This window comes from Lignipirellula cremea (assembly GCF_056501455.1).
In genome coordinates, this window is the sequence record NZ_CM151415.1 from 3860163 (window position 1) to 3882782 (window position 22620).

Here is a 22620-nt window from a genome sequence, read left to right on the forward strand (position 1 = left end):
CGTGCGACGTGCTCCATTCGGCACGGCTGGCATGCCAGCCGCGGACCACGAATCAATCTGGCAGTTCGACTTCTCAGAGGTGTACGAAAAAGGCCGACGTCGGCTGGCGGGGGCGCGCGGTCGTCGTGGGCCAGTCGAGGGTCGAGTATCTAGAATTTCGACCGCGACGCCTGGGCCGGCGCTTATCCCCGCCGACAGAACGATACGCGCTGTCCACCTGAGAAGGCGACACTTTTCTTTCGCGCCCTGCGTAGCGAGCGGCGTCAGAAGTCCCAGGCGAGCGGAGGGTGTCAGCACTCCGTGTCTTGGAAGCTGATGCTCAGCGTCGTTCCAGCGCCGCCGAAGCGGGCGTCGCGACCGATTCCTTGCTAACCGCCGTCATCTCGGACTCGATCGGAGTGCGCTTCTGGGCCTTCGCCCAGACGCGGCGGGTCGCCCGTTCGACCCGGAGGCAGAACTGCAGGAACCAGTACTTCCGCGTCTGCTTGATGCTCGGCGTGGGACGCCAGCCGGCCCAGGCGGTCCGGTCGAGCGTCTCGAAGAACTTCTCGCGGAACGGGTGCCGGCAAGTGGCATGCCACGGTTTGATCCCGGTCGTGAAGTGCACGATCGCGGGATCATGCTTCAGCGACTCGAACGGCTCGGCCTCGAACGGGCTGAAGGTCCAGTCGGGAATGTCGTAAACGATCGAGCCCTGATTCCACCGCAACGGCAGCGGGCGCCAGCGCCCGGTCAGCGCGACGTTGAGCGCGTACTGGTCCCAGCACCAGGCGTGGCGACCATGCTCGTCGAGGATCTTCAGCATGCGCTCGGCCAGCCGCTGCTCGCGGAACGCGCTGAGGTTCAGGACGAGAACGCCCGAGTTGAAGTAGGGCGCCGCGGGATCGATCTCGAACGTGCGATAGTTCGGGACGGGAAACAGGCTGGCCATGTAGGGCGCCGCGCGGCGCCAGCGGGGCAGCGTCAGCGTGGCGTCCATCACCGGGGCGGAGGTCTCGGGCACGGCGAGCGCCCAGTCGTCGCCGACCGGTTCGTCCCACAACTTGCCGAGATCGTCCACGATCAGCAGATCGGAATCGAGATAGATCGCCCGCTCGATCGAAGGCGGGAGCACCTCCCCCGAGAGGATCCGCAGGTACATGCAGTGGTTGGCATGGTGCGAGATCGGCAGCTTCGCGAGCCGGGAACGGTCGATCGCGACGAACTCCAGGCTGGCGCGATCCGCCGGGAGCGACCGGCGCAGTTTCTCCTTGCTGGCGTCCGAGATGCCGCCGTCGAGGACGTAAGCGAACGCTCTTCGTTCCGGATCCAGTCGTTCGACCGCGGAGCGCAGCGTGACCGCCATCCCCATCACGTAATTGTCGTCGCCGGCCACGACGATGCGCGGGTCTTGCGGACGCGGGAGAGGAGGGGCGGCGTTCATCAGGCGGTTCGTTCGAGGCGTCGCGGCGATCGCAGTCGATGGCTCAGCGTTTTCGGAAGACGCGGTTCAGGACCTGGCCCGCTTTGAAGAACGTTCCCGTAATCGGGTGGGTCTGCAGTCCGTGGAGGATGGCGTGGGCCTGGGCCAGTTCGCCCCGGACGAGTTTCAGTTCCCGCCGGGCCTGGGCCAGATCGGCCTGCAGGGCGAGAACCTCGGGCGACGCCGTCGTGTCGCCGGCGTTCTTCGCGAAGGCAAGCGACGCGGCGGAGATCGTCGGCGTCGTCGATTCTTCGCCGTCCAGCACCCGGGCGGGGAAGACCGGCGGACGATTCGCGTCGGCGGCGGATTGAGCCTCGCGGCCCATCGCCAGAAGAAGATCGACCATCCGGTCGGTCGCGCTCGACTCCGATTGCAGGGCGTCGGCGAGCAGGAACCGCTGCAGGTCCCTCTTCTCCGGCGGCGGAGACATCAGTTCCCGCATCGTGCGCGGCAACGCCTCGCGGGAGGCGATCGTCCATGCGGCGGGGACGTAGATGGGGCAATGGTGATAGTCGAGCAGCGCGACCGGGACGCCTTGCAGCATCCCCTCGAGCATGGCCGTCGAGGCGGTCGTGACCACGGCGTCGACGTTGGCCAGCGCGGTCGCGAGATCCTTCCCCGTCAGGTCGCGGAGGTCGTTCCGCACGCCGAGGGTCTCTTCCAGGCTGTGCGTGATCCGCCAGACCGGCTCGATCGCGACGCCGTCGATCCGCGGGTTCTCGTCGAACCAGGTCTTCAGGTCGGCGAGCGACTTCAGCGTCCGTTCCATCTGCGACGGCGTGAACGCGGGAAATTTCGCGGTCATCACCAGCACGCGGAACGGGTCGCCGGGCGAACGTTCGCGCGGGCGCCGATCGCGGAGCGCGTCGAAACGGGGGATGCCGACGAGTTCGCACTTGCCGCCGTTCCCCCAACTCTCGAGGACGCGCACCTGGCTTCTGCCGATGCAGGCGACCTTATGGCTGAGGATCGGACGCATCGTCCAGGGGCACGAGAGCGAATCCGGGTTCAGCTCCCAGGTATTGCGCCACTCGAGGATGCCGTCCATCGCGTAGAGCGTGGCGACGCCCCGGTTCTTCAGTTCGCCGACCGCTTCGCGGAAGCGGTCGAAGTGCTCGGAGAAAAAGAGGCAGACGTCGCCTGGTCGAGCGAGTTCCAGAATTCGCGCGGGTTCTTCCACGCGAACGTCCAGGCGGCTCTGCAGCGGGGCCGCGTGGTGAGCGACTTCCGCGGCCGTGCCGGCGTAGTAGACCTGGCCGCGGTTGTCGGTCATGGCTCGTCGTATCGGTCGAACGGCGCTCCCGGAAAGCGGCGTGCGGATCAGAAGTTGTCGACCGGCTTGCCGTCGTCGCGGACGCTCAGGCGATGGAGCGTGTGGGCGTCGATCGTGTTCATGATCGGGCGGACGCTGCCGTCGCCGAGCGTGAACTGGCAGACGCCGGGGTGGACGCTGCCCCAGATCGGGAAGGTACCCGGGCCGGGCGGGGGAAGGCGAATCGACTTGGCGATCGTGCCGAAGAGGTGCCCGCCGGTGCGAACGGTGTAGGCCGGCGAGTTGCCGTTCCAGATCGAGCCGTCGCCTTCGCCGCCTGCCTGATTGATCGATTCGATGCTGACGGCTTTTTCGCCGATCATGAGCACGTTCGACAGACCGTCCGAGACGCTGGCGAAGTTATGGCGGTGCTTGATTTCTTTCAGGCGAAACGTGGAGGGGTCGTAGCCTAGCGTGCCGTCGCCGAACATGCCGTTATCGTTCGGGCCGGTCGCCCAGTCGGGATTGTCTCCGGCGTTGCCGCCGTAATCGCCGGTGGCGCCGTCCGGAGCGCCGGCGGCTTCGAGCGGTTCGCCGATGCTGATGGCGGGGGTCGCGCGTCGCGAAGGACAGACGAACGCCTCGACGTTTCGCTCGATCGCCGCCTGCGGCTGAGCGGCGTAAGGCAGGAAGATGTCGAACTGATCGTAGAGCGGCTGCTGCTCCATCTGGGGCAGGATCAGCACGCACCAGGTCAGATAGCCGTCACGGAGTCGCGCCGACGGGATCGCTTTGTGGGTGTCGTGAAAGTTGTGAACGGCCAGCCCGACCTGCTTGAGGTTGTTCGAGCAGCTCATACGGTTAGCCGATTCGCGCGCCATCTGCACGGCGGGAAGCAGCAGCGCGACGAGCACGCCGATGATCGCGATGACGACCAGCAATTCGACCAGCGTGAAACCGGCTTGACGACGAGCGGTCATGGGTTCGGACTCTCCTGAGAAACGACGTCGCCGGGTATGAACCGAGATTCCGGCGAACGGACGTCCGACCTCAAATGATAAAGGCCGGACGCAGAATGCGTTACGGCTTCGTCGCGCGAAAAAGTTCCTGAGCGGGCGATGTTAATCCCCCGAGGTCCGGCCCCCGACGTATGCCAGGAGCGTGAAGACCGGAAACTTCGATCGCGAGCGAAGCCGCTGTATCTTAGGGCGCCGTTCCGTGGCGTGCGAATTTTTCGTCTGGGTAGCGGCGGCCGACTGGATCAGGTTTGACGGCCAGCCGATTCCTCGGCCAGCGGGGCGAACTCGTCCGCGTCGAGGGCCAGCACGTACTCGCAGGAAGCCGTGAGGCCCGGTTCCCAGCGGACGCAGCGACCCTTGTCGAACTCGACCGTCCACTGACCGCCGCCCGGGCCGCAGACGTCGAGGCCGACGACGCCGCCATGCGAGAGCGTGCCGTTCAGGCGGCGACCGAGCGTGGCGTGCCAGGGCTGATCGAGCTTGCGGCGAACCGAATCGTCGATCCACTGCTGAATCCAGCGTGAAATCTTCGTCGGCTTCGCGCGGCGGCGGCCCCACTTGTCCTCTTCGCCGAACTTCAGATAGCGATGAATCATCGCTTCGTCGATGTCGGGACAGGGGAGGTGCCCGGCGAGCCGGTGCAACGTCGTGCAGTCGAACGTCGGGTCGAGCCGCTCGTAGGGAGCGTAGTGCCACATCCCCGAATAGAACCGCTTTTCGAATTCGGTCTGGTCCTCGGGCATCGGCAGGTTGCCGCAGCCGATGTACTCCACGCCGGTCGAATTGAAGTAGCTGTACGCCGCGTCGATGATGCGCCGCGGGGTGAGGGGCTCGTCCGGGGCGAGGTGGAAGGTCTCGCCGTTCGATTTCGGCGAATCGCTGAGGGACGTGATGACCTGCGAGACCCAGTCGACCGGCACGACGTTGCGGCGCTCTTCGCCGGTCATCGGCAGGCGGATCGGCGTGAAACGGCGACCGGCAGCGTTCTTCGGCTGCGACGGCACCAGCATCGCCATCAGGCGAAGGTACAGGTACAGGCCGTGGTAGGTGCTCGTGTAGCCGGTGACTGAATCGCCCGCGATGACGGCGGGTCGGTAGATCGCCAGGCGATCCCAGCATCCCGCGTTGCGGATGATGTTCTCGCCCGAGTGCTTGGACTTTTCGTAGTCGTTCTTGAAGTCCTGACCTTCGTTCAGGTCCCGCTCGTGAATGACGCCTTCGCGGTCGCCGCAGACGTAGGCGGTCGAGACGTAGTCCATCTCGCGAATATCGGATTCGCGGCAGAAATGAATGAACGCCTCGACGCCGTTGACGTTGGTGCGCCAGGGCTCGCCGGCAGGATCCGTGCCGTGGAAATGCAGGACCGCGGCGTTATGCAGGGCGCCGATGACGTTGCGGCGGACCCAGGAGCGTGCGTCGCCGCTGAGGCCCAGGCCCCGTTCGGCGAGGTCGCCTTCCAGCACCACGGGCCGGTTCAGGCGGACGCCCATCTCCTCTTCCCAGTGGACGAGGATCGACTCGATCCGCTCGGCCGCCGACTGCTTGTCGGTCGAACGCGCCATCACCGCGATGTGACGACCGTCCAGCAGGAGGTCGCGGAGGAGATAACGCCCGACCAAACCGGTCGCGCCCGTCAACAGCAGATAGTTCTTCACGGCGCTCACTCGTACTGGCGTCTCTTGATCCCAAGGTGCTGATGCCGCGTCGCTGTCAGTGTAATTCGCACCGTTTTCTCAACGAGCAAATTCTGACGACTCGAGCCATTTTCGCCGCGACCCGAACGATCGCGCGGAGCTTCCCGGTTAGGGGAAATGCGCAGCTCGCCGGAGGGGCAGAGTTGAACTTTAGTTCGCGAGAATAGGGAAAGGCGGGGGATTCGGCGGGCAACTGATAAGTGTGAGCGTAAACTAGCCGGAACCGCTTTCGCAATCAGTAACCGCGCTCCGCTATGTTTCACTGGCAAGCTTTGATGGGATTTGCGATCGCCGCGGGCGCCTTTTTGGCCGTGCAGTGGGCGCTCGTGGAGCGGTTCGGGGGCATTCTCCGTCATTCGTCTACCGATCGAAATGAAGGGGAAATTTCCCTAAACGCTGTCGTCGTCATGTGTCTGAGGGGTTCGGACCCCTTTCTGAAGCGCACGCTGGAGGCGCTCGCGACGCAGTCCCATCAACCCGTCGCCATCCGCCTGATCGTCGATCACGCCTCGGATCCGGCTGCTTCGGAGGTCCGAAGCGGACTTACCGAGTCGCTGGAGCACGGGCGAGCGCATCTGACATTCCTTCAAAATCCGCTTTCCGGCTGTTCGCTGAAGTGCAGCAGCCTGGTTCAGGCTTGCCGCGATCTGCCTGAAGAGGCCGAGGTCGTCGCTTTCCTGGATGCCGATACGCTGCCCGACTCGGAATGGCTCGCGCGATTATGCCGACCGTTCGAGGACGAATCGGTCGCCGTCGTCACCGGGAACCGCTGGTTCGATCCGCCCCGTTCGTCGTTCGGAGCCGTCGCCCGGCAGGTCTGGAACGCCGCGGCGATCGTGCAGATGTCCGAATACGGCATCCCGTGGGGCGGAACGCTTTGCGTGCGCCGCAGCTTCCTCGAAGAAGCGAACCTGCCGGAGAAGTGGGGCCGGGCGTTCTGCGAAGACACGATGCTTCGCCGGGAAGCGGGACGCCTCAAGAAGAAGGTGGTCTTCGAGCCGACGCTGCTGATCCCGAACGGCGAGGACTGCACGCCCGGCGATTTCCTGAGCTGGTGCTCCCGGCAACTGCTCACGGCCCGGCTGTATCACCCCGCCTGGATGCTGGTGAGCGGTCACGCGCTTCTGGCCGCCGGTCTGCCGGCGGCGGCGATCGTCGCGGCGGTCGTTTACGCGATCTTCGGCGAGTGGACGATCGCGGGCGGATACGTCCTGGCGCTCGCGTTCCTCGTGCTGGGGAACGCCGTGCTGGTCGAGCGGATCTACGGACTGGTCGCCAGGCTGTTCCGTCGGATGGGTCGTCCGCTACGCGAACGGACCCTGGGCGAGGCGCTGTTTCAGGGGTGCGTGACCGGGGTCAGTCCGTTTCTGTACCTGATCGCCTACCTGCAGTCGCTGTTCGTCCGCCGCGTCCGCTGGCGGGGCATCGACTACGACATTCACGGTCCGTGGGACGTGCGGATGCTGGGCTATCGCCCCTACGCGCCGCGTTCGACAGGCGACGAGATGTCGCTCTGAGCTTCCTGTCTGCTGCGGTCGACGCGTTCATCTGACGTCTGAGCGATCGCTTTACACAGCCTTCGATCTCGCGGTAGCCGTTCAGGAGGGTTCGAACTGGCTTCGCGGCGCGGTAGGCTCCGCGAAGATCGGTCGGAAGCGACAAGCGGAGCGTCACGTGCCGAAGTTCACCAGGAATCCGAAACGGATCGCGGAGCTCAAGCGTCTGCGCGACCAGATCGAAGACGAGCAGCGGGAGCGGACGCGCGAGCAGTCCGAGATGGACTCCTTCCGCATGAGCGAGGTGACGATCTGGTTGCGGATGCGCGACGGCTCCTTCGTTCAGGGATGGCTGCTGCAGGTGCAACTCGACTGGCAGGAGGAATGGCGATCCCAGCGTCCGACCGCCCGCGGATCGGTCTACCTGCTCAAGCTTCGCGGCGGCACGCCGTTCTGGGTCGACCTGCTCGAAGTCAAGGAAGCTCTCTTCCGAAAGCCGGCGGACTACGTTCCGTCCGGCCATCCGTTCGGCTAGAGCGAGGGGCGGCTGCGGCCATCTTTCCGTCGAAAGCGGTCCCTCGATCGACTACCTGGCTTCGGAAGAATCCGGAAGCTCGCGCAGTCGGGCGTTGCGGATCTGGACGCCGAAGTCGTCCCGGCTGAGGTTCTGGAACCCGAGATGTCCCCGCCGGGGACGGTCCTTCAGGGGCGGAGCGGGCGATCCATCGTGTCGCTGCGGGATCTTTGCCTGAGACGCCAGATCGACGTCCTGCACCGGGACGCCGTTCACTGCTGCGACGAGGCGACTTCCGTCGAGCCGAATCCGCACTACGTTCCATTCGGTCGGACGATAAACCTGCCGCGTCGGCGCGAGCGCCCTGTAGATGCCGCCCGTGATCTCCGAATCGAACGCGTCCGGGTTGTATCGCAGATCGGCCATCTGGAACTCCATGCCGTCGAAGGCTGGATCGCCGGCCAGCGGAGCGCGCAGCGCCAGACCGCTATTCCCTCGCGGTCCCAGACGGAACTCGTAGACGAGCTCGAAGTTTTCGTACTCTCGGTCGCTGACGAGCCAGTTGCCCCGCTCTGGACCGGAAGCGAGGACGCCGTCCTGCACCGTCCACGCCGCCTTCGCGCCGTGAACCTGCTGGGCCAGATCGTTCCAGGCGCGGACGCTCCATCCCGCGGGAGCGCCCTGCTCGGGAAAGAGCGAGGCGAAACCTTCTTCGTCGGCGCGAAGTCCGGCGGCGAGCGTCAGACCGACCGCAAGAACCGTGAGGGTGACCTTCATGGCTCGGCGTCCGCGTGGGAAGCGAAAGTCCGCCGTCACTTCTCGATCGGCACGAACTGCACGGCGTCGACGATGACGTGGCCGTCGGTTCCGGCGTTGCCGATCGTGACCGCGGTCGTTCCGCCGCAGTGGAAGACGCCGAGCGATTTCGCGGGCTGCTCCGCCGAAGTCCCCTGACGCTGGTCGACGACGAGCTTCTTTCCTTCGCGACCGAAATCGAGCTCGACCGGGACGTTCGAGGCGCGGTTCGACGAACTGCTGTAGTAGACGAAGACTTCGTACTTCCCGGGATCGAGTTCGGCCTCGAAGCGGGCGGTCAGTTCCCCCTTCGCGGTGTCGTTGTCGTGCAGGTAGCCGGCGCCGACGTAAGGCTTGATCGAAGCGGAGGAGGCCCAGGCGCCCGTCGTTTTCGCCTGGCGATCGTCGACGACGATGCCCGGGAGCTTGCTGGGGATCAGGCTCTTGCCGCTCTCGTGTTCCAGGACCTGCCCGTCGGCGATCAGCCGTTCGCGCAGATGGTCGTACGGGACGTCCTGCACGTCGAGCTTTCCGTCGATGGCCATCGCGGCCGCCGTCGCCGCCGATTGGCCGAGGATCATGAAGACGGGCTCCATGCGGATCGAGCCGTACGCGATGTGGCTCGACGAGACGGCGACCGGGACGAAGAGGTTGGTGCAGTCTGCCTTCTTCGGCACGATGGCGCCGTAGGCGATGCGGTAGGGGCCGGGCGTGCCGACGCCGATATCCCCCTCGTTCTGGACGTAGCCGTCCGGCTTCACGTAACGCTGGACGTTGTGCGAATCGATCGTGTAGGAGCCCATGCCGACCGAATCGGGAATGTCGGTCGTCAGCAGGCAGTCATGCTCCGTCATCACGTACTCGCCGATCATCCGCCGAGCTTCGCGGACGTAGATCTGATGGGGCCAGCCGCCGTTGTCGGTGAATTCGTCCTTCGCGAGGCCCCACTTCGACATCTTCGCCCGGACGTCCTCGGGCACACGGGGATCGTACGCGAGGAAGTGCAGCAGGCCCTGCTGGTACCGGACGTGATCCTCGATGATCTCCGCGCGGCGGTCGTAGGTCGCTTCGGGGTAGTCGTAGTTGAAGCCGATGTGGTCGAAGCTGAAGGGGCCGTGGTTGTTGGTATCGGTCTTGCGATTCGGGATCCGGTCGAACTTCTGGAACGCTTCGCGCCAGCCCGTTTCGAGCACGCGCAGCGCCAGTTCGTACTTCGCCGGGTCGTAGCCTTCGGGCTTCGGGAAGGGAATGCGGTTGTCCGGATCGTCGGTCAGACAGGTGCGGAAGCAGTAAGCCTGCACCCGATGATCCGCCTCTCCGTATTCGCCAGGGGGCTCGGCGCTGATGAACGGGAGCAGTCCGCTCGACGGGTCGCCCGGCGTCACGTAGGGATCGACCGGCTTCTTGAAGTGGTGGCCGTGATGCAGAACGCCGACCTGCACGCCGTTCCATTTCTCGCCGTAGGTCGCGTTCGCTTCGCGGCCGACGTGGAAGGCGACGCCCGCCTCGGCCAGCAGATCGCCCTCGTAGGTAGCGTCCATGAACATCTTGCCGCGGAAGGTTTTGCCGCTCTCGGTCGTCAGGGCGACGAGGCGATCCTCCTGCATCTCGACGCCGCGTCCTGCGTCGCGCTTCAGCCGTTCTTCGCGGACGAGGGGGATCTTCTCTTCGGCGATGAAGTCCTCGAAGACGGCCTCGGCAATGTGCGGTTCGAAGACCCACATCGCGGGCGATCCGCCTTCCTTCAGGGGCGGGCTGACGTGCGAGTCGCCGTATTGCTTCGCCGTTTCCTGGGTCCAGGCGTCGTCGGACTGGTACTTCTTCCAGACCCGTTCGTAGAACTCGCGACTGACGCCGCCGATGACCGCCTTGCTGCCGGTGTCGGTCCAGCCCAGGCCGCCCGCGCTCAGGCCCCCCAGATGTTTATCGGGCGAGACGATCACGACCGACTTGCCCATCCGCATCGCCTGGACCGCGGCGACGACCGCGCCGCTGGTGCCGCCGTAGATGACCAGGTCGTAGGTCTGGTTCTGGTCGGGCGCGACGTCCGCGGCCATCGCAGACGTCGGCGAACCGACATGACAGGCAGCGAGCAGGGCGACGCTCGCGACGAAGCGAGCGGACGATCGAAACAGAGACATACGGCGCCTGGAGGAGGAAAGCGTCGAGGCGGAAAAGAGCAGGTTCGTCCGATTGTCGTTCGGCATCGGCGACGGAACAACCGCCTTTCGGGCCCGGGTCACCATCGGCGGACGTCGCGACCTGCCGGAGCTTGCCGCGATAGAATCGAGCCCTCCCGTTCCGGCGTCCTGCGCTCTCACCCTATTCCGCCCCGTGAATCTGGAACTTCAGGATCGCGTCGCGGTCGTTTTCGGCGGCGCCCGGGGCATCGGTCGGGCGATCGCGGAGGGTTTCGCCGCGGAAGGAGCGCGTGTCGTCGTCTGCGACATCGCGCGGGAGACGGCGGATCTGGAAGCGAGTTCGGGGGCGCCCGGCCGGCGACCGCTGGCCGGCATGATCGTCGATGCCACGAAGCTGCCCGAGGTGGAGAGCGCCGCCCGGTCGATCGCGGAGCGCTTCGGACGCTGCGACGCGGTCGTCTACGCCGCGGGGATCGGGTCGGGGCAGTTCGGCTTTCCGTTCTGGAACGTCGACCCGTCCCGCTGGCCGCGCGTGTTCGAGGTGAACCTGTACGGCGCCGTCCACGTCGCTCATGCGTTCCGCGAAGGGCTGATCGCGTCGCAGGGGTCGCTGCTGTTTCTGTCGTCGGTTGCGGGGCAGATGGGCTCGCAGACCGATCCGCCCTACAGCGCGGCGAAGGCTGCCGTGCTGAACTTCATGCAGTGTTCCGCGAAGGACTTCGCCCCGTTCGGCGTGCGAGTCAACGCGATCTGCCCCGGCATGGTGAAGACCGACCTCAACCGCAGCGTCTACGAAGCCTGGGCAGACGGGCAGCCGGCCGACGCCACGGTTCCCTCGTACGAAGCCTGGGCGGAAGAGAAGATCCGCCGGGTCGTGCCGCTGGCTCGCTGGCAGACGGCCGAGGACATCGCCGCCGCGGCGCTCTTTCTCTCCTCGCCACGCGCCGCGAACGTCACCGGTCAGCAGTTCAACGTCGACGGCGGCTTCGTGATGAAGTGAAGCGAATGAATATTGAAAACAAACGCCTCGTGTTGGCCCGGCGCCTCGCCGAATTCCGAACGTGGTCTTACGAAGCGCTCGTCGCGAAGATCGAGTACACGCTGATCTGCGACTGTCTCGCGCACTTCGAGGAAACGTTTTCCGACGGCACGGGCTACCAGATGGAGTTCAACGTTTATTGGGACGACGAAGAGGGTGACAACGTCCGCGTCCTCGGCTCGTTGGACGCCGACCCTCACCTGCCGATTCCCGGCACGAGCGTTTACATGTCTCAGGTCACCGATTCGTTCATCATGGCGCCCGACGGCAGCTTCGTCGGCGAATGATCGGCTGCAACTCTCCGATCATTCGACGGAGCTAGCGGTTCACGGCGAAGAAACGTCGGCAGCCGGCGAGGCAGGGCCTTCGCCCTTGAGGTAGGCGAGCAGGTCGGCGAACTCCTTCTCCGTGACGGTCTTCTCGAAGCCGCTCGGCATCAGCGAGTTCTTGCTCGCGACGAAGAGTTCGATCTCCGATCGCAGGAAGCTCTCCTCTTTCCCCTGCGGCATGCGGAGCGTCACCGAGGTGGGCGAATCGGCGGCGAGCAGGCCGACGAAGGAGCGACCGTCGTCGGTGACGACCTGATACGCCCCGAAGCCCGCGGTGATCTCGTGATCGGGCGCGAGGATGTGCAGCAGGACCGCCGCCTTCGGCTGGTTGCGGATGCCGAACAGGTCGGGTCCGACGGCGTAGCCTTCCCGGTCGAGACGATGACAGGTCGCGCACTCGCGGCGGAAGGCGACGCGACCCTGCTCCGCGTCGCCGGGCGCGTCGGCGGCAGACTTCAGTCGCTCGTAGACTGCTGCCCGATCGCCTGAGACGGCGCCGAAGAGCTTCTCCGCCCGCGCCTTGATGGCTTCGTCCCGCACGCCGGCGAGTCTGCGCCGGCGAGTCGAATCGATCGAAGCGACCGGCACGGCGCCAGCTTCCAGCGCCTCGACTAGCGCGGCCGTCAGCGCGGCGTCCGAAAGCGCCGCGTCGAGAATTTCGTCGCGAAGCGTCGGGGCGTACGAGGCGAAGCGGGATTGATCGAACAGAATCTCGCCCGCTCGCGGATCGCCGAATGATGTCAGCGTCTTGGCCGCGGCGCTCTGGATGGCGGCGGGGTTGGAGGCGGCGAGAGCGTTCGTCAACGCTTCGGCGGATGCGTCGTACGAACCCAGCCCGACCGCTCGCAGAGCGATCTCTCGCGCGTCGGCGTCGAGCATACCGTCCTTCGCAACCTTCGTCGCGCGGTTGACGAGATCGGCGAGACGGTCGGCTGACGCCTCGTCCTCCAGCCCGAAGGCGACGGCGGCGGGAAGGGGATGCGCCGGATCCTTCGCGCGGACGTCGCGGATCGACGAACGGACAGAGTCGCCGAACCCGACGAGGAAGGCGAGGGCGTCCGAATTCTTTGACCAGCGTGATTCGAGAGCGAGTCGAGCCGCGGGTCGGCGTTCAGTCATGGGGAGTGCATTGCCGAGAAAGCGACCGACTTCGAGCCAGGCGATCGTCGCGCGTCCGGGCGTTTCAGCGGTATCGCGCAAAAGGTCTCGGAGAAACGCGATCTCCTGCCCGGAGAGACCGCTCAGGACAGCGGCCTGCGTCCAGGCGTCGTAGCCAGCCGTGGCGTAAATCGCCGCAAGGCGCGCGACGGCCCGATCGTTCACTGCAGTTTCGGTTCTGGCGACCTCGCCTAGCGCGACCGCGAGCACGAACCGAGTGCGCGGGTCGAGAGTTGAAGGATCGATCCCAACCAGCGCCTTTGCGATCTGCTCATCCTTGCCTACTGCCGGGGTAAGCAGTCGAATCGCGACCTCACGGACGCCGTTCGAAGGGCGATCGAGCGCGGTGAGAAGCGCTTCGGTGGTCTCTGGCGCCGCCGGGTCAAGCAGTTCCAGCGCCTGCGCCGCGGCGGCGGGATGCTGCGCCTCTGCGGCGATTCGTGTCAGCGACGCGATCGTCGCTTGGTCGAGGTCTCGCTCGCGCAGCAGCCGATGCGCCGTATCGCGGCGCCAGCCTTCCGGCGCATCGAGCGCGGCGACGAGCGCTTCGTCGTCGGCGTCTTGAGGGATCAGGCTGTCGGCGAAACGACGGGCCCGCTCTTCCGTCGACAGGCGTTCGTCGACCACCCGCCAGAGGCGGCCCATCCCCTTGCCGGAGTCGAAATCGGTCCGCTTGCGGATTTCGACCGGCAGGTAGTCCGGGTGCTCGATCGTCCGGCGGTACATGTCCGCGACGTAGAGCGCGCCGTCGGGCCCCGTCGTGACGAAGACGGGACGGAACCATCCGTCGCTCGAGCGGAGGAATTCGGTCTCCTTGGCGGTGCGTCTCGCCGCGAAGGTCGCGCCGTTCGGTTCGAGCGCATCGAAGTGAACGAGGTTCGCCGTCGGATCGCAGGAGAAGACGCCGCCGCGATAGACTTCCGGCAGACCGGCGCCTCGATAGACGTGCACCCCGCAGGCAGCGGTGAAGGCGCCGGCGTGGGAGTCGGCAGTCGTCACGTTCGCGCTGATCGGGAAGAGTCGGGCCGCCGCGCCGTGACCCTTCAGCGGTTCGCCCAGCATCTCGGAAGGGCAGTCGTGCACGGTCTTGGAGAAGGCGAGCTTCGGATGCCGGGCGAGCGTCGCTTCCGACAATACGACGTGCTGTACCTGCACGCGGTTGTAGCAGATGAATCGACGTCCGAAATCGTCGAACGTCATGCCGAACTGCGACCCGCCTCCCGCGGGTTCGCAGACGAGATCGCCGAAGCGAAATCGCAGATCCGTCCGCTTGATCGCGACCGGCGGTCGCTCGGGATGTTCGGGGCAGGTGATTTCTCCGCCCGTGAGACCGCTGGTGAGATAGATCCACCCGTCGGGCCCCAGCGTCGGATGACTGACGCGAAGCTGAGTGCTGCCCGAGGTGGCGAAGCCCGTGAGCAGCACGCGGCGCTCTTCCGCTACGCCGTCACCGTTTCGATCGGCGAAGAACAGCACGTCAGGCGCGCAGGTGACGATCAGGCCGCCCGCGTAGGGCAGGATGCCGTTGGGAAAGGTGAGACCGGTCGCGAAGTCCTGCCTTCGATCGGCGACGCCGTCGCCGTCGTCATCGATAAGTTCGACGATCCGACCGCCCGGACCTTCGCCCTCTTTGGGACCGGTGGGATAGTCGCGGTTCTCCGCGACGAACAGGCGCCCTCGTTCGTCGAACGCCATCGCGACGGGACTGTCGACCAGCGGCTCTCCCGCGACCAGTTCGACGCGCAGACCCGGTTCGAGCTCGAACGAGTCCGGCGCCTGCTGCGGCGTCAGCGGTCCGTCGATCGTCGGATGAGACGGACGTTCTTCGGCGACGACTGCGCCGAGAATCAGGCATGTCAAAAGCGCCGTCAGGGTCGCGATTCCGCTCCGCATCTGCCTCTCCGTCATGGTTGCTTCGCCGCGGGAATCGTTAGTCGACCGTCGGCTCATCGGTTCGTACGCCGACGCACTTCTCCAGTTCGAGCACGCCCCGCTCGCCCGTCTCGCGATCGTCGGCGAGCAGGCATCCGCTGACCCGGCTGTCGGTCACCTCGCGAAGCAGCAGTTCCGGCCCGTCGCAGTCGAGAACCGTGCAGCCGGTGACGTTCATGCGGCTGGAGCGTTCGATGAGCAGGCCGGCGTCGGCAGCGACGCCCTGGATGTGCAGACCCTGCAACGTGCAATCCCGGCAGTCGCGAAAGATCACGGCGTTCTTCGTCGTCGTCGCGTTCCCGTAGTCGTATGCAGGGTTCCGCTCGAAGGCGTTCGCTCCGACGACGATCTGCGTCGAGTTCTCGACCAGCAGATTCTCGTCGTATCCCATCCAGAACGTGTTCCCCTGCAGCGTGACGCCCCGGGCGCCGTCGAGATGAACGTTGGTTCGCACGTCGGAGAAGACGTTCCCGATGATCGTCACGTGCCCCCAGCGACGCCCTTGCTGCTGCGAAAGGGGTCCCGGGGATTCCCCTTCCGCCGGATCGGTGACGCCGCGGCCCAGGATGCGGACGTTCGCGGACTGTGGCGCCTTCGACTGGTGCTGGATGGTGCAGCCGACGATGGCGACCTCGGCGGTTCCGTTCCGCGACGTCCGGCAGTCGATCAGCACGTTCGCGGTCGGCTCGCCGTCGGCGGAGTGGTTCGACTCGAGATCGCACGTACCGATGTGAATGTTCCGGACGTCGCCGCCGCGGGAGACGATCCCTCCGCCGCCGCAGTAGCTGATGTGGCAGCCGACGATGTTCGACTGATGGAGCGAGACTTCGTCGTAGAAGATGCCGATCCCGCGGTTCTTGTAGAAGTGGCAGTCGCTGACTAGCAGGTTGCGATTGCGCTCCACCAGATGCACGCCGTGCCGGCACTCCGTGACCCGGCAGCGCGTGAGCGTCAGTTGCATCGTGCCCTTCGCTTCGATCGCGTCCGCCTCTTCGTGGGACCCGACGAACTCCACGCCGTCGACCGTCGGCATGCGCTCCGTTTCGAGCACGCCGGGATCGAACGAACCGGGATCCGCCGAACCCTTCAGATGCGACCCGACGAAGCGGAAGGCCGGCCCGGCGCCCGCCATCAGGATGCGACCGACGCCGGAGCCTTCGATGGCGATCGGCCCCGTCTTCGCGAGGTCGATCTCGACGGTGCGCTCCAGACGGAATGTTCCCTTCGGCACGCGGACGACGCCGATGCCGGACGCGATCGCTCTCTCGAAGGCGGCAGTGCAGTCAGCCTTTAAGTCGCCGACGGCGCCGTAAGCTCTGATGTCGGCGAACGCAGGTGGCGTTTCCTCGGGCGACGCGGGTGGCGTTGACTCTGCCGTCGGCGCCTGAGCGCGGGCGAACGGAGCGAGTTGCGCGGAACAGGCGGCGATCGTCAGACAGACGATCGTGCCCAGGCGGACGCTTCGCACGTAGGACGCCTCCGAAAGGAACGCGAGGCGCCGGCCGACATCGGGGAGGGAAAAAGGTCGGCAGGCGAAAGGGCGGGATGGAGGTTATCGTAAGAACCCGGGACGCGCGAAGCAATCTTCCGTCGCGTAAGCTGGAGGCGCTCGCGGTTCCGCTCTTCGATCTCGCCTCCGCTCTTCCAGCGCCGACTTCATGATCTCTCCTCATCGCTTTCGCCTCGCGTTCAGCGCCGCGTCGATCGCCGCGGCCTATCTCACTTCGTCAGCTCTCGCCCAGGTCGGCGATCCGACGCTCAGAACGGACCATCCGCATTACGCGGGCGAAGGAGCTTTCCAGACGGCGGCCGACTGCGTGGCGTTCGCGACGGAGGGAAAGAGTTCGCCGCAGGATCAGGCGATCGGGCTCTACCTCTGGATGCTGACGCATCAGTGGCATCTGGCTTCGCCGCAGGAACCGGGGCCGCGCGGCGTCGCCGATACTGCCGCGGGGAGCGACGATCTGATCGTGTACGACGCCGCGAGGTCTCGCTTCAGCTACGGCTACGGTCTGTGCGGAACGGTTCACGCGTGGAACGAACCCTACTGGCGGGAACTGGGGATGAACGCCCGGCGTCGAGGCTTCCCCGGCCATACGAACAGCGAAGTCTGGTACGACGGTTCGTGGCATGCGTTCGACACCGACATGGCGGGGCTGATCTTCCGGCCCGACGGCGTCGTCGCGGGATACGACGACGTGATCGCGGACCCGGCGCTCGCGAACGCGTACAAGCCGCCTCTGCCGCACTATCCCTTCGCCTGGCCGGGCGACGAGAAGGCGATGCGGGCGGGCTGGCAGGAGGTCGCGAAGAAGAAGGATTGGGACAGCCTCTACGCTGGCGGCTACGAGGCCCACCCGGGCATCGTGAATCTGCGACCGGGCGAGTCGTTCACGCGGTTTTTCGATCCCGATTCCTTCGGCGGTCCGACGAAACGCCGTTTCTGGCACCATCAGAAGAACGGTCCGCAACGGGACTGGACCTTCGCCAACAACGGCGTCCCGCGGCACGACGGCCCCGACTCGAACGCGCGCGGCTACGCCTCCTACTGCAATGGCCTGTTCGAGTACGAGCCGAAGATTGCGGAAGCGCTGCTCAAATCTCCTGAGGTCGAAGCGAGCGCTAACGTCGTCGTCGACGAAAAGACGTCGAGCCTGCGCACCAGGGACGGCCAGCCGGCGAGCGTCACGTTCCGTCACTTCTCGCCCTACGTCATCTGCGGCGATCCGACCGACGACGCCAACCCGATGACGGGGGCGGCGACGGACGGCCTGGTCATCTCGGGCGAGGTCGAAGGCGACGTCACGATCGAGGTCTCGGCCGACGAAGGTCAGACCTGGACGCCGCATGCGGGCCGATCGCTGCCGCTCGACGCGACGGACCTCGTCAAGGGGCGATACGGCTGGAAGGTGCGTCTCTCCTGGGAAGGCGAGGCGCGGGTGCACGGCGTCAAGTTCGCGACCACGACGCAGGTCTGCCAAGCGATCTATCCCCGGCTGAAGGCGAACGGCAGCGAGGTCGCTTATCGCGCCGCGGACCGGGCGGTCGTCGCGAAGCTTCCCAACTTCTCGCTGGCGGAGAGCGACGCGAACCTCTTCGAAGACGTCAGCAGCCGCAGCGCGAACGTCGCTTACCGCGGACGGAGCGCCTCCTCGCGGAACGCCTACGAGACGACCGACAACAAGCCCGGCACGATCGTCTTTCCGATCGAGGCGCCAGGGGAACTGTTGGAAGTGCGTGCGGCGATGCGCTACTCCGTCCGCGTTCCGCAGCCGGAGAATTGCGACTATCGCCTGGAGGTCTCGACCGACGACGGCGCGACTTGGTCGCCGCTCGCGAAGGCGGACCTGGCGCCCGACAACGACTTCTCCAGCGGCTGGACCTACGGCAGCGCGGACGTCGCGAAAGCCCAGACGAGCAAGGCGCTCGTCCGCGCGACGATCTACGCCGGCGGTTATCGCACGGGCCTCATCGACATACAACTCTACGGCATCTACGACGCTCCCTCGGTTGACGCGGTCGAGGTCGAATACGGCTGGCGCGAGGGCGACGCGAAGAAGAGCGAAACTCGCGCGATCGCCGCCGGCGTCCGCGAAGATCGCTGGACCGTTCCCACCGGCGCCGAAGTCCTCGACGACTACGTCCGCATCGTCGCGGGCGCGGGAAATTGAACCGAGCGAACGCCGGATGACGCCGAGACCCTGATCTCCGAAAGGCAAGCGTATGACGCCGAACGACGCCCGTGCTCTGGCGCTTCAGGAATCGCTCGGAGAGGCAGGCGTCGTCGTCGCCTTGCGAATCGGAAAGGACCCCGGCGCCGAGCGCATGGCCCGGCTGCTCTCGGCGCTCGAAGTGCTCTTCGAGGAACTGCGGGGCAAGCCGACGCTCGACCGGCAGTTGGCGGCGGCCCTGCATCAACTTTCCATGCAGATCGAGTCGCAGGCGAGCTCCTGGGAAGTGCGAGGTCGGACCTGGCGCGAGGAACTGATCGACGAGGAAGTGCCGAATCTGGCGCTTGCGGTCGAGTCGCTGTTCGAGGATGACTGGCTCGGCGATTGAGCGAGGGGAACTTTCGCATGCTGAGAGCGCACCCTTGCGGTGTGCACGTCTTCTCCGGGTGGCCGCGATTGCTGTGCCATCGGGGATAGGTCTTAACTCCCTTCCCTTCGTCTGCCGCGTCGTTCTGAACTCGGCGTGAGTCGAGTCCCTTCGCGGCCCGTCGGCAATCGCTGGCGGGCCGTGTTCGTTTCCCCAGGGCGACGAATCGACGCCGAGAAATCGCCCCTGTAGCGAATGCGAAGGGGACCCAGCATGGCGAAGCGAGGAGCAGCAGGGACGACAGGGACGCGAAGTTCCTTCCGTCCGAGGACGTCATCCAGAAAAGGGCCGAGACGATCTTCTAGCTGCGAGAGCATGGATTCGACCGTCAGTTCATCGAGACCATGATGCAGCATGATTTCGAGAACGCGCTGCCGCAGCGCCGACGCATGGCCGAGCGGAACGGAAAGAGCGTCGAGCGAATCGAACTCCTCTACTATTTCCTGCTGGACGACTGACGCCGCCGGCCCAGGGCGTCAGTCCGCGTGATCGGCGTCGCTCGTCTGATCCGTTCCTCGCCGAGTCGAGTTCCCCAGCGAGTCGATCGCCAGTCCGTTCCCTCGCTTCGAGGAACGCCCCGTACCGCACGTCCAAGGGACAGGGCGACCGGGAAGCGGTCGGGACAAAAGACGTCGTCTATCGATGGCCGTCGTCGTGCCGCTCAAGTCGCCCGTTGCTGCGGTCTCAAGGAGGAGGCAGGACACACACCGAAGATCGCCAACGATTACAGACGCTGACCCTTGATCACTTGGCTGAACGGCATCGATAGAATGGAGGAGGTTGCAACCTCCTCTCTGTCCACTCGTGCTATGTCCAACCACGATCCGGATGCTGCGCTGGCGAGCCTTAAGAAAATCGCCGCCGATTTCCAAAGCTTCTTGGCCGATCACGGTCGTGCGTCCGAAGCAGACACTCGCGCGAAAGTGATCACGCTCGTCCTGCGGGATGTTCTGTACTGGCCAGAAGGAGAACTGGATCGCGAGCCGTACACGGATTCGGGCCGGATGGACTATCGGCTCAAGGTGCGCGGCAAACCGTTTGTCGTCGTAGAGGCGAAAGCCGAGGGCATAGCGTTCACTCTCCCTGCGGACACCGGTAAGCAACGGATGTACGCCCTTGATGGCACCCTCGTTACGGATGCTGAAGTCAAGGCGGCGATCAATCAAGTTCGAAGCTATTGCGATGACGAGGGCATTCGCTACGCGATCGCGACAAACGGAGATGCGTGGATCGTCTTTCGGGCGATCCGAGACGACAACACTGGATGGAAAAGGGGCAAGGCCCGTGTATTCCCAAGTACCGAATACATCATTCAGAACTTTACGGAGTTCTGGAACTTGCTTGCATACCCAGCGATTTGCAACGACTCGCTCAATGCGCTCTTCTCAACTTCGTTGCGAACTTCACGCGAGATGCATCGAGTTGTAGCGAATCACTTCAACGCCGAACTTCCCCTGCGACGGAATAGGCTGGCGACGCACATTCAGCCGTTAATCAGGCTCGTCTTCGAGGACATCGCAGACCAAGAAGAACTAGAGGTTCTCAAGTCTTGTTATATTCACACGGGATCGCTGAAGCAGGCCGCTAACGACCTTAACACGGTCATCACCGAGTCTATCCCTAAGTTTCTTGCGGACGAGGGGACCGTTCCGGTCGGCGCGGACCACGATCGCAAAGGCTTTCTGCGCAGCATTAAGGACTCAGTGAATGTCACGCGAGGAGATCTCTTCCTCGTGCTTGGCGCTATCGGATCTGGGAAGTCCACATTTCTAAAGCGCTTTCGTCGATCTTCCGGCCAGCCTCAACTCGATGAGACGTCTCTATGGTTTGCTGTTGATTTCCTTCGTCCGCCGCAAAGAGACCAACTTCAAATCTTCGTCTGGAGAGCAATCCTCAAATCGATTCGGTCCAAGTATGCGCATTTCGACCTTGAAAGCCGAGAACACCTGGTCGAGGTGTTCGAGAAGGAAATTGCTGTCTTAGCAAACACAAAGCTAAGCGGACTCAAGCCCGGGCAGACGCGATACGAATATGTACTTTCTGCCGCTCTAGAAAACTGGCGGTCGGATGAAGCCGAATACGTCCCCAAGCTGATTCGAGCGTCTTGCATTCGACTCGGTCTCAAGCCCGTACTGTTCATAGACAACGTCGACCAACTCTCTCCAGACTATCAGCGAGACATCTTTCTTTTCGCCCAGCACGTCACGGGAGAGCTGTCGTCTGTCACTGTCGTCGCGCTTCGTGAGGAGTCGTATTACTCCGCCAGCATCAAGAAAACCTTCACGGCGTACAGCAGCCGAAAGTTTCATATTGCCCCGCCGCTGGTCCGTAAGCTTCTCGATAGCCGAATTACGTACGCGGTCAAACGCCTCGAAGAATCTCGCGAGGGGGATTCAGTTACGCCTCAGGAAGGTGCGCTGCGCGACCAGATCAGCGGGTTCCTCGCCCTCGTGCACGGTGCGCTTGATGAGAACCATCAGATAAAGGCGTTCATCAAGACAATTTGCTACGGCAACATGCGTTTTGCGCTTGAAATGTTTTGCACCTTCCTCGTCTCCGGGGTTACGGATGTCGAGAAGATGCTGCGCATTTATCGACGAGACGGATGGTACACCATTGCGTATCACGAGTTTGTGAAAGCCATCATGCTGGGGGACCAATCGCTTTATAAGGAAGAGCACAGTCCCGTCTGTAACATGTTCAACGCAGGTCCTGAGCCCAATTCGAGCCATTTCACGTCGTGTCGAATTATCTCGACGCTCATGAAGCACCGTGGTGAAACAACCCGAGAGGGTCGAGGGTACGTGGATCTTGCGAAACTCTTTACGGAGTTTGAAAGCGTCTTCGACAACACGGAGGACTTATTAGCCACCCTTAATCGGCTCGTGAGTCGGCATCTCGTGGAAGCAAATAGCCGCTCGACTGAGACCGTCGAGGGTGCCAGTCATGTGCGGGTAACGTCCGCCGGCTGGTTTTTCTATCGATACTTAGTGGAGACGTTCGCTTACCTCGATCTTGTCCTTCAGGACACGCCGTTGAATGACGCTCAAGTTGAGGGCAAGCTTCGGCAGTCGATCTATGACGTCAACAATCTCCCCGACGACGACGACCTGAAAATTGCGAGGACGGAGGTGCGGTTTAGGCGGGTGGAAACGTTCCTCGAATACCTTGAAGCGGAAGAGAAGCAAGAGCGAACTCGGTTCAAACTCGACGAGATTAACTCGCCCATTGCGGAGCCTGTCGTTTCGCGCATCCGAGCCCGGTTCGAGGACGAGCGGAAATGGATTTCCAAGCGATTGAGGGAAAATCGCGAGAAGTATCGCGAGGACTACACCTATCGAGCACCTAGTGAAGAGGATTTGGAGTTTCTGCAAGATTCAGACGACTAGCCGCATCGTTTGTAAATAAGCGGGCGGGTCAGATCCCGGCTCGCGTGCCCCCTACGGTCGCCGCAACGATCTACCCAAGAACGACCGAGACTGCCGGCGTCCCTCGTTCCGGATACGGCGCCGGCGATCCGAGGACGCGACGCATCTTACCGGTGGAAAAGATCGCTAACGACTGGCGACGCTGCGTATCGCCCTCGCATCACGAACTCCGCGACGGCCGGAGTCTGTAGCGTTTCGTCTTTAGTTCACCCTGTCCACGCCCACGGGATTGCACAGCAATCCGGGCCACCCCGTTCGTGCAC

General features: G+C 64.4%; 15 protein-coding genes. 7 read left to right on the forward strand and 8 right to left on the reverse strand.

Features of this window, described 5'->3' with window-relative positions; translation table 11 throughout:
* Positions 1–319: 319 nt before the first annotated feature.
* The 4 genes from SH602x_RS15290 to SH602x_RS15305 all read right to left on the reverse strand — a co-directional run bounded on the left by SH602x_RS15290 (position 320) and on the right by SH602x_RS15305 (position 5388).
* On the reverse strand, positions 320–1423 hold the full coding sequence (locus SH602x_RS15290) for a glycosyltransferase family 8 protein (RefSeq protein WP_479473130.1): 1104 nt from the start codon (positions 1421–1423) through the stop codon (positions 320–322).
* A gap of 43 nt (positions 1424–1466) precedes the next feature.
* Positions 1467–2735, reverse strand: a complete 1269-nt coding sequence (locus SH602x_RS15295) for a hypothetical protein (RefSeq protein WP_479473131.1) — start codon at positions 2733–2735, stop codon at positions 1467–1469.
* A 47-nt stretch (positions 2736–2782) separates the two neighbouring features.
* On the reverse strand, positions 2783–3694 hold the full coding sequence (locus SH602x_RS15300; RefSeq protein WP_479473132.1) for a DUF1559 family PulG-like putative transporter: 912 nt from the start codon (positions 3692–3694) through the stop codon (positions 2783–2785).
* Positions 3695–3975: 281 nt separating this feature from the next.
* A complete protein-coding gene (locus SH602x_RS15305) occupies positions 3976–5388 on the reverse strand; it encodes an SDR family oxidoreductase (protein WP_479473133.1) in 1413 nt (470 codons plus the stop codon).
* Positions 5389–5834: 446 nt separating this feature from the next.
* Here SH602x_RS15305 and SH602x_RS15310 point away from each other — a divergent pair, with 446 nt between their 5' ends.
* Together SH602x_RS15310 and SH602x_RS15315 are read left to right on the forward strand one after the other, a co-directional pair.
* Complete coding sequence (locus SH602x_RS15310; protein ID WP_479473134.1) at positions 5835–6944, forward strand: glycosyltransferase family 2 protein; 1110 nt, start codon at positions 5835–5837, stop codon at positions 6942–6944.
* Positions 6945–7101: 157 nt separating this feature from the next.
* Positions 7102–7458, forward strand: coding sequence for a hypothetical protein (locus SH602x_RS15315; protein ID WP_479467522.1), 357 nt, complete (start codon positions 7102–7104; stop codon positions 7456–7458).
* Between the two features lie 51 nt (positions 7459–7509).
* Here SH602x_RS15315 and SH602x_RS15320 read toward each other — a convergent pair whose 3' ends face one another.
* Positions 7510–8214, reverse strand: a complete 705-nt coding sequence (locus tag SH602x_RS15320; protein WP_479473135.1) for a 3-keto-disaccharide hydrolase — start codon at positions 8212–8214, stop codon at positions 7510–7512.
* Positions 8215–8249: 35 nt separating this feature from the next.
* Positions 8250–10373, reverse strand: a complete 2124-nt coding sequence (locus SH602x_RS15325; protein WP_479473136.1) for an FAD-dependent oxidoreductase — start codon at positions 10371–10373, stop codon at positions 8250–8252.
* Positions 10374–10566: 193 nt separating this feature from the next.
* Between SH602x_RS15325 and SH602x_RS15330 the strand changes: the two genes are divergently transcribed.
* On the forward strand, positions 10567–11373 hold the full coding sequence (locus SH602x_RS15330) for an SDR family NAD(P)-dependent oxidoreductase (RefSeq protein ID WP_479473137.1): 807 nt from the start codon (positions 10567–10569) through the stop codon (positions 11371–11373).
* Positions 11374–11378: 5 nt separating this feature from the next.
* Positions 11379–11699, forward strand: a complete 321-nt coding sequence (locus SH602x_RS15335; RefSeq protein ID WP_479473138.1) for a hypothetical protein — start codon at positions 11379–11381, stop codon at positions 11697–11699.
* Positions 11700–11738: 39 nt separating this feature from the next.
* On the opposite strand, the gene SH602x_RS15340 is transcribed toward SH602x_RS15335, so the two are convergent.
* Together SH602x_RS15340 and SH602x_RS15345 are read right to left on the reverse strand one after the other, a co-directional pair.
* Complete coding sequence (locus SH602x_RS15340; protein WP_479473139.1) at positions 11739–14807, reverse strand: PVC-type heme-binding CxxCH protein; 3069 nt, start codon at positions 14805–14807, stop codon at positions 11739–11741.
* Between the two features lie 22 nt (positions 14808–14829).
* Positions 14830–16299 carry a right-handed parallel beta-helix repeat-containing protein gene (locus SH602x_RS15345; RefSeq protein ID WP_479473140.1) on the reverse strand — a complete coding sequence of 490 codons (1470 nt, stop codon included), beginning with the start codon at positions 16297–16299 and terminating at the stop codon, positions 14830–14832.
* A 190-nt stretch (positions 16300–16489) separates the two neighbouring features.
* Here SH602x_RS15345 and SH602x_RS15350 point away from each other — a divergent pair, with 190 nt between their 5' ends.
* From SH602x_RS15350 to SH602x_RS15360, 3 genes are all read left to right on the forward strand, one after another.
* Positions 16490–18502: a hypothetical protein gene (locus SH602x_RS15350; RefSeq protein ID WP_479473141.1), complete on the forward strand. Its 2013-nt coding sequence runs from the start codon at positions 16490–16492 to the stop codon at positions 18500–18502.
* Between the two features lie 52 nt (positions 18503–18554).
* Positions 18555–18890, forward strand: coding sequence for a hypothetical protein (locus SH602x_RS15355; protein ID WP_479473142.1), 336 nt, complete (start codon positions 18555–18557; stop codon positions 18888–18890).
* Positions 18891–19669: 779 nt separating this feature from the next.
* Entirely contained in the window at positions 19670–22318 is a 2649-nt protein-coding gene (locus SH602x_RS15360) for a hypothetical protein (protein WP_479473143.1), read from the forward strand.
* The last annotated feature ends 302 nt before the right edge of the window (positions 22319–22620 follow it).

What these genes read in the sequence shown, in the direction of transcription:
- SH602x_RS15290 (WP_479473130.1), bottom strand. Translation starts at nt 1,423, where the DNA reads ATGAACGCCGCCCCTCCTCTCCCGCGTCCGCAAGACCCGCGCATCGTC.
- SH602x_RS15295 (WP_479473131.1), bottom strand. Translation starts at nt 2,735, where the DNA reads ATGACCGACAACCGCGGCCAGGTCTACTACGCCGGCACGGCCGCGGAA.
- SH602x_RS15300 (WP_479473132.1), bottom strand. Translation starts at nt 3,694, where the DNA reads ATGACCGCTCGTCGTCAAGCCGGTTTCACGCTGGTCGAATTGCTGGTC.
- SH602x_RS15310 (WP_479473134.1), top strand. Translation starts at nt 5,835, where the DNA reads ATGTGTCTGAGGGGTTCGGACCCCTTTCTGAAGCGCACGCTGGAGGCG.
- SH602x_RS15320 (WP_479473135.1), bottom strand. Translation starts at nt 8,214, where the DNA reads ATGAAGGTCACCCTCACGGTTCTTGCGGTCGGTCTGACGCTCGCCGCC.
- SH602x_RS15325 (WP_479473136.1), bottom strand. Translation starts at nt 10,373, where the DNA reads ATGTCTCTGTTTCGATCGTCCGCTCGCTTCGTCGCGAGCGTCGCCCTG.
- SH602x_RS15335 (WP_479473138.1), top strand. Translation starts at nt 11,379, where the DNA reads ATGAATATTGAAAACAAACGCCTCGTGTTGGCCCGGCGCCTCGCCGAA.
- SH602x_RS15340 (WP_479473139.1), bottom strand. Translation starts at nt 14,807, where the DNA reads ATGACGGAGAGGCAGATGCGGAGCGGAATCGCGACCCTGACGGCGCTT.
- SH602x_RS15350 (WP_479473141.1), top strand. Translation starts at nt 16,490, where the DNA reads ATGATCTCTCCTCATCGCTTTCGCCTCGCGTTCAGCGCCGCGTCGATC.
- SH602x_RS15355 (WP_479473142.1), top strand. Translation starts at nt 18,555, where the DNA reads ATGACGCCGAACGACGCCCGTGCTCTGGCGCTTCAGGAATCGCTCGGA.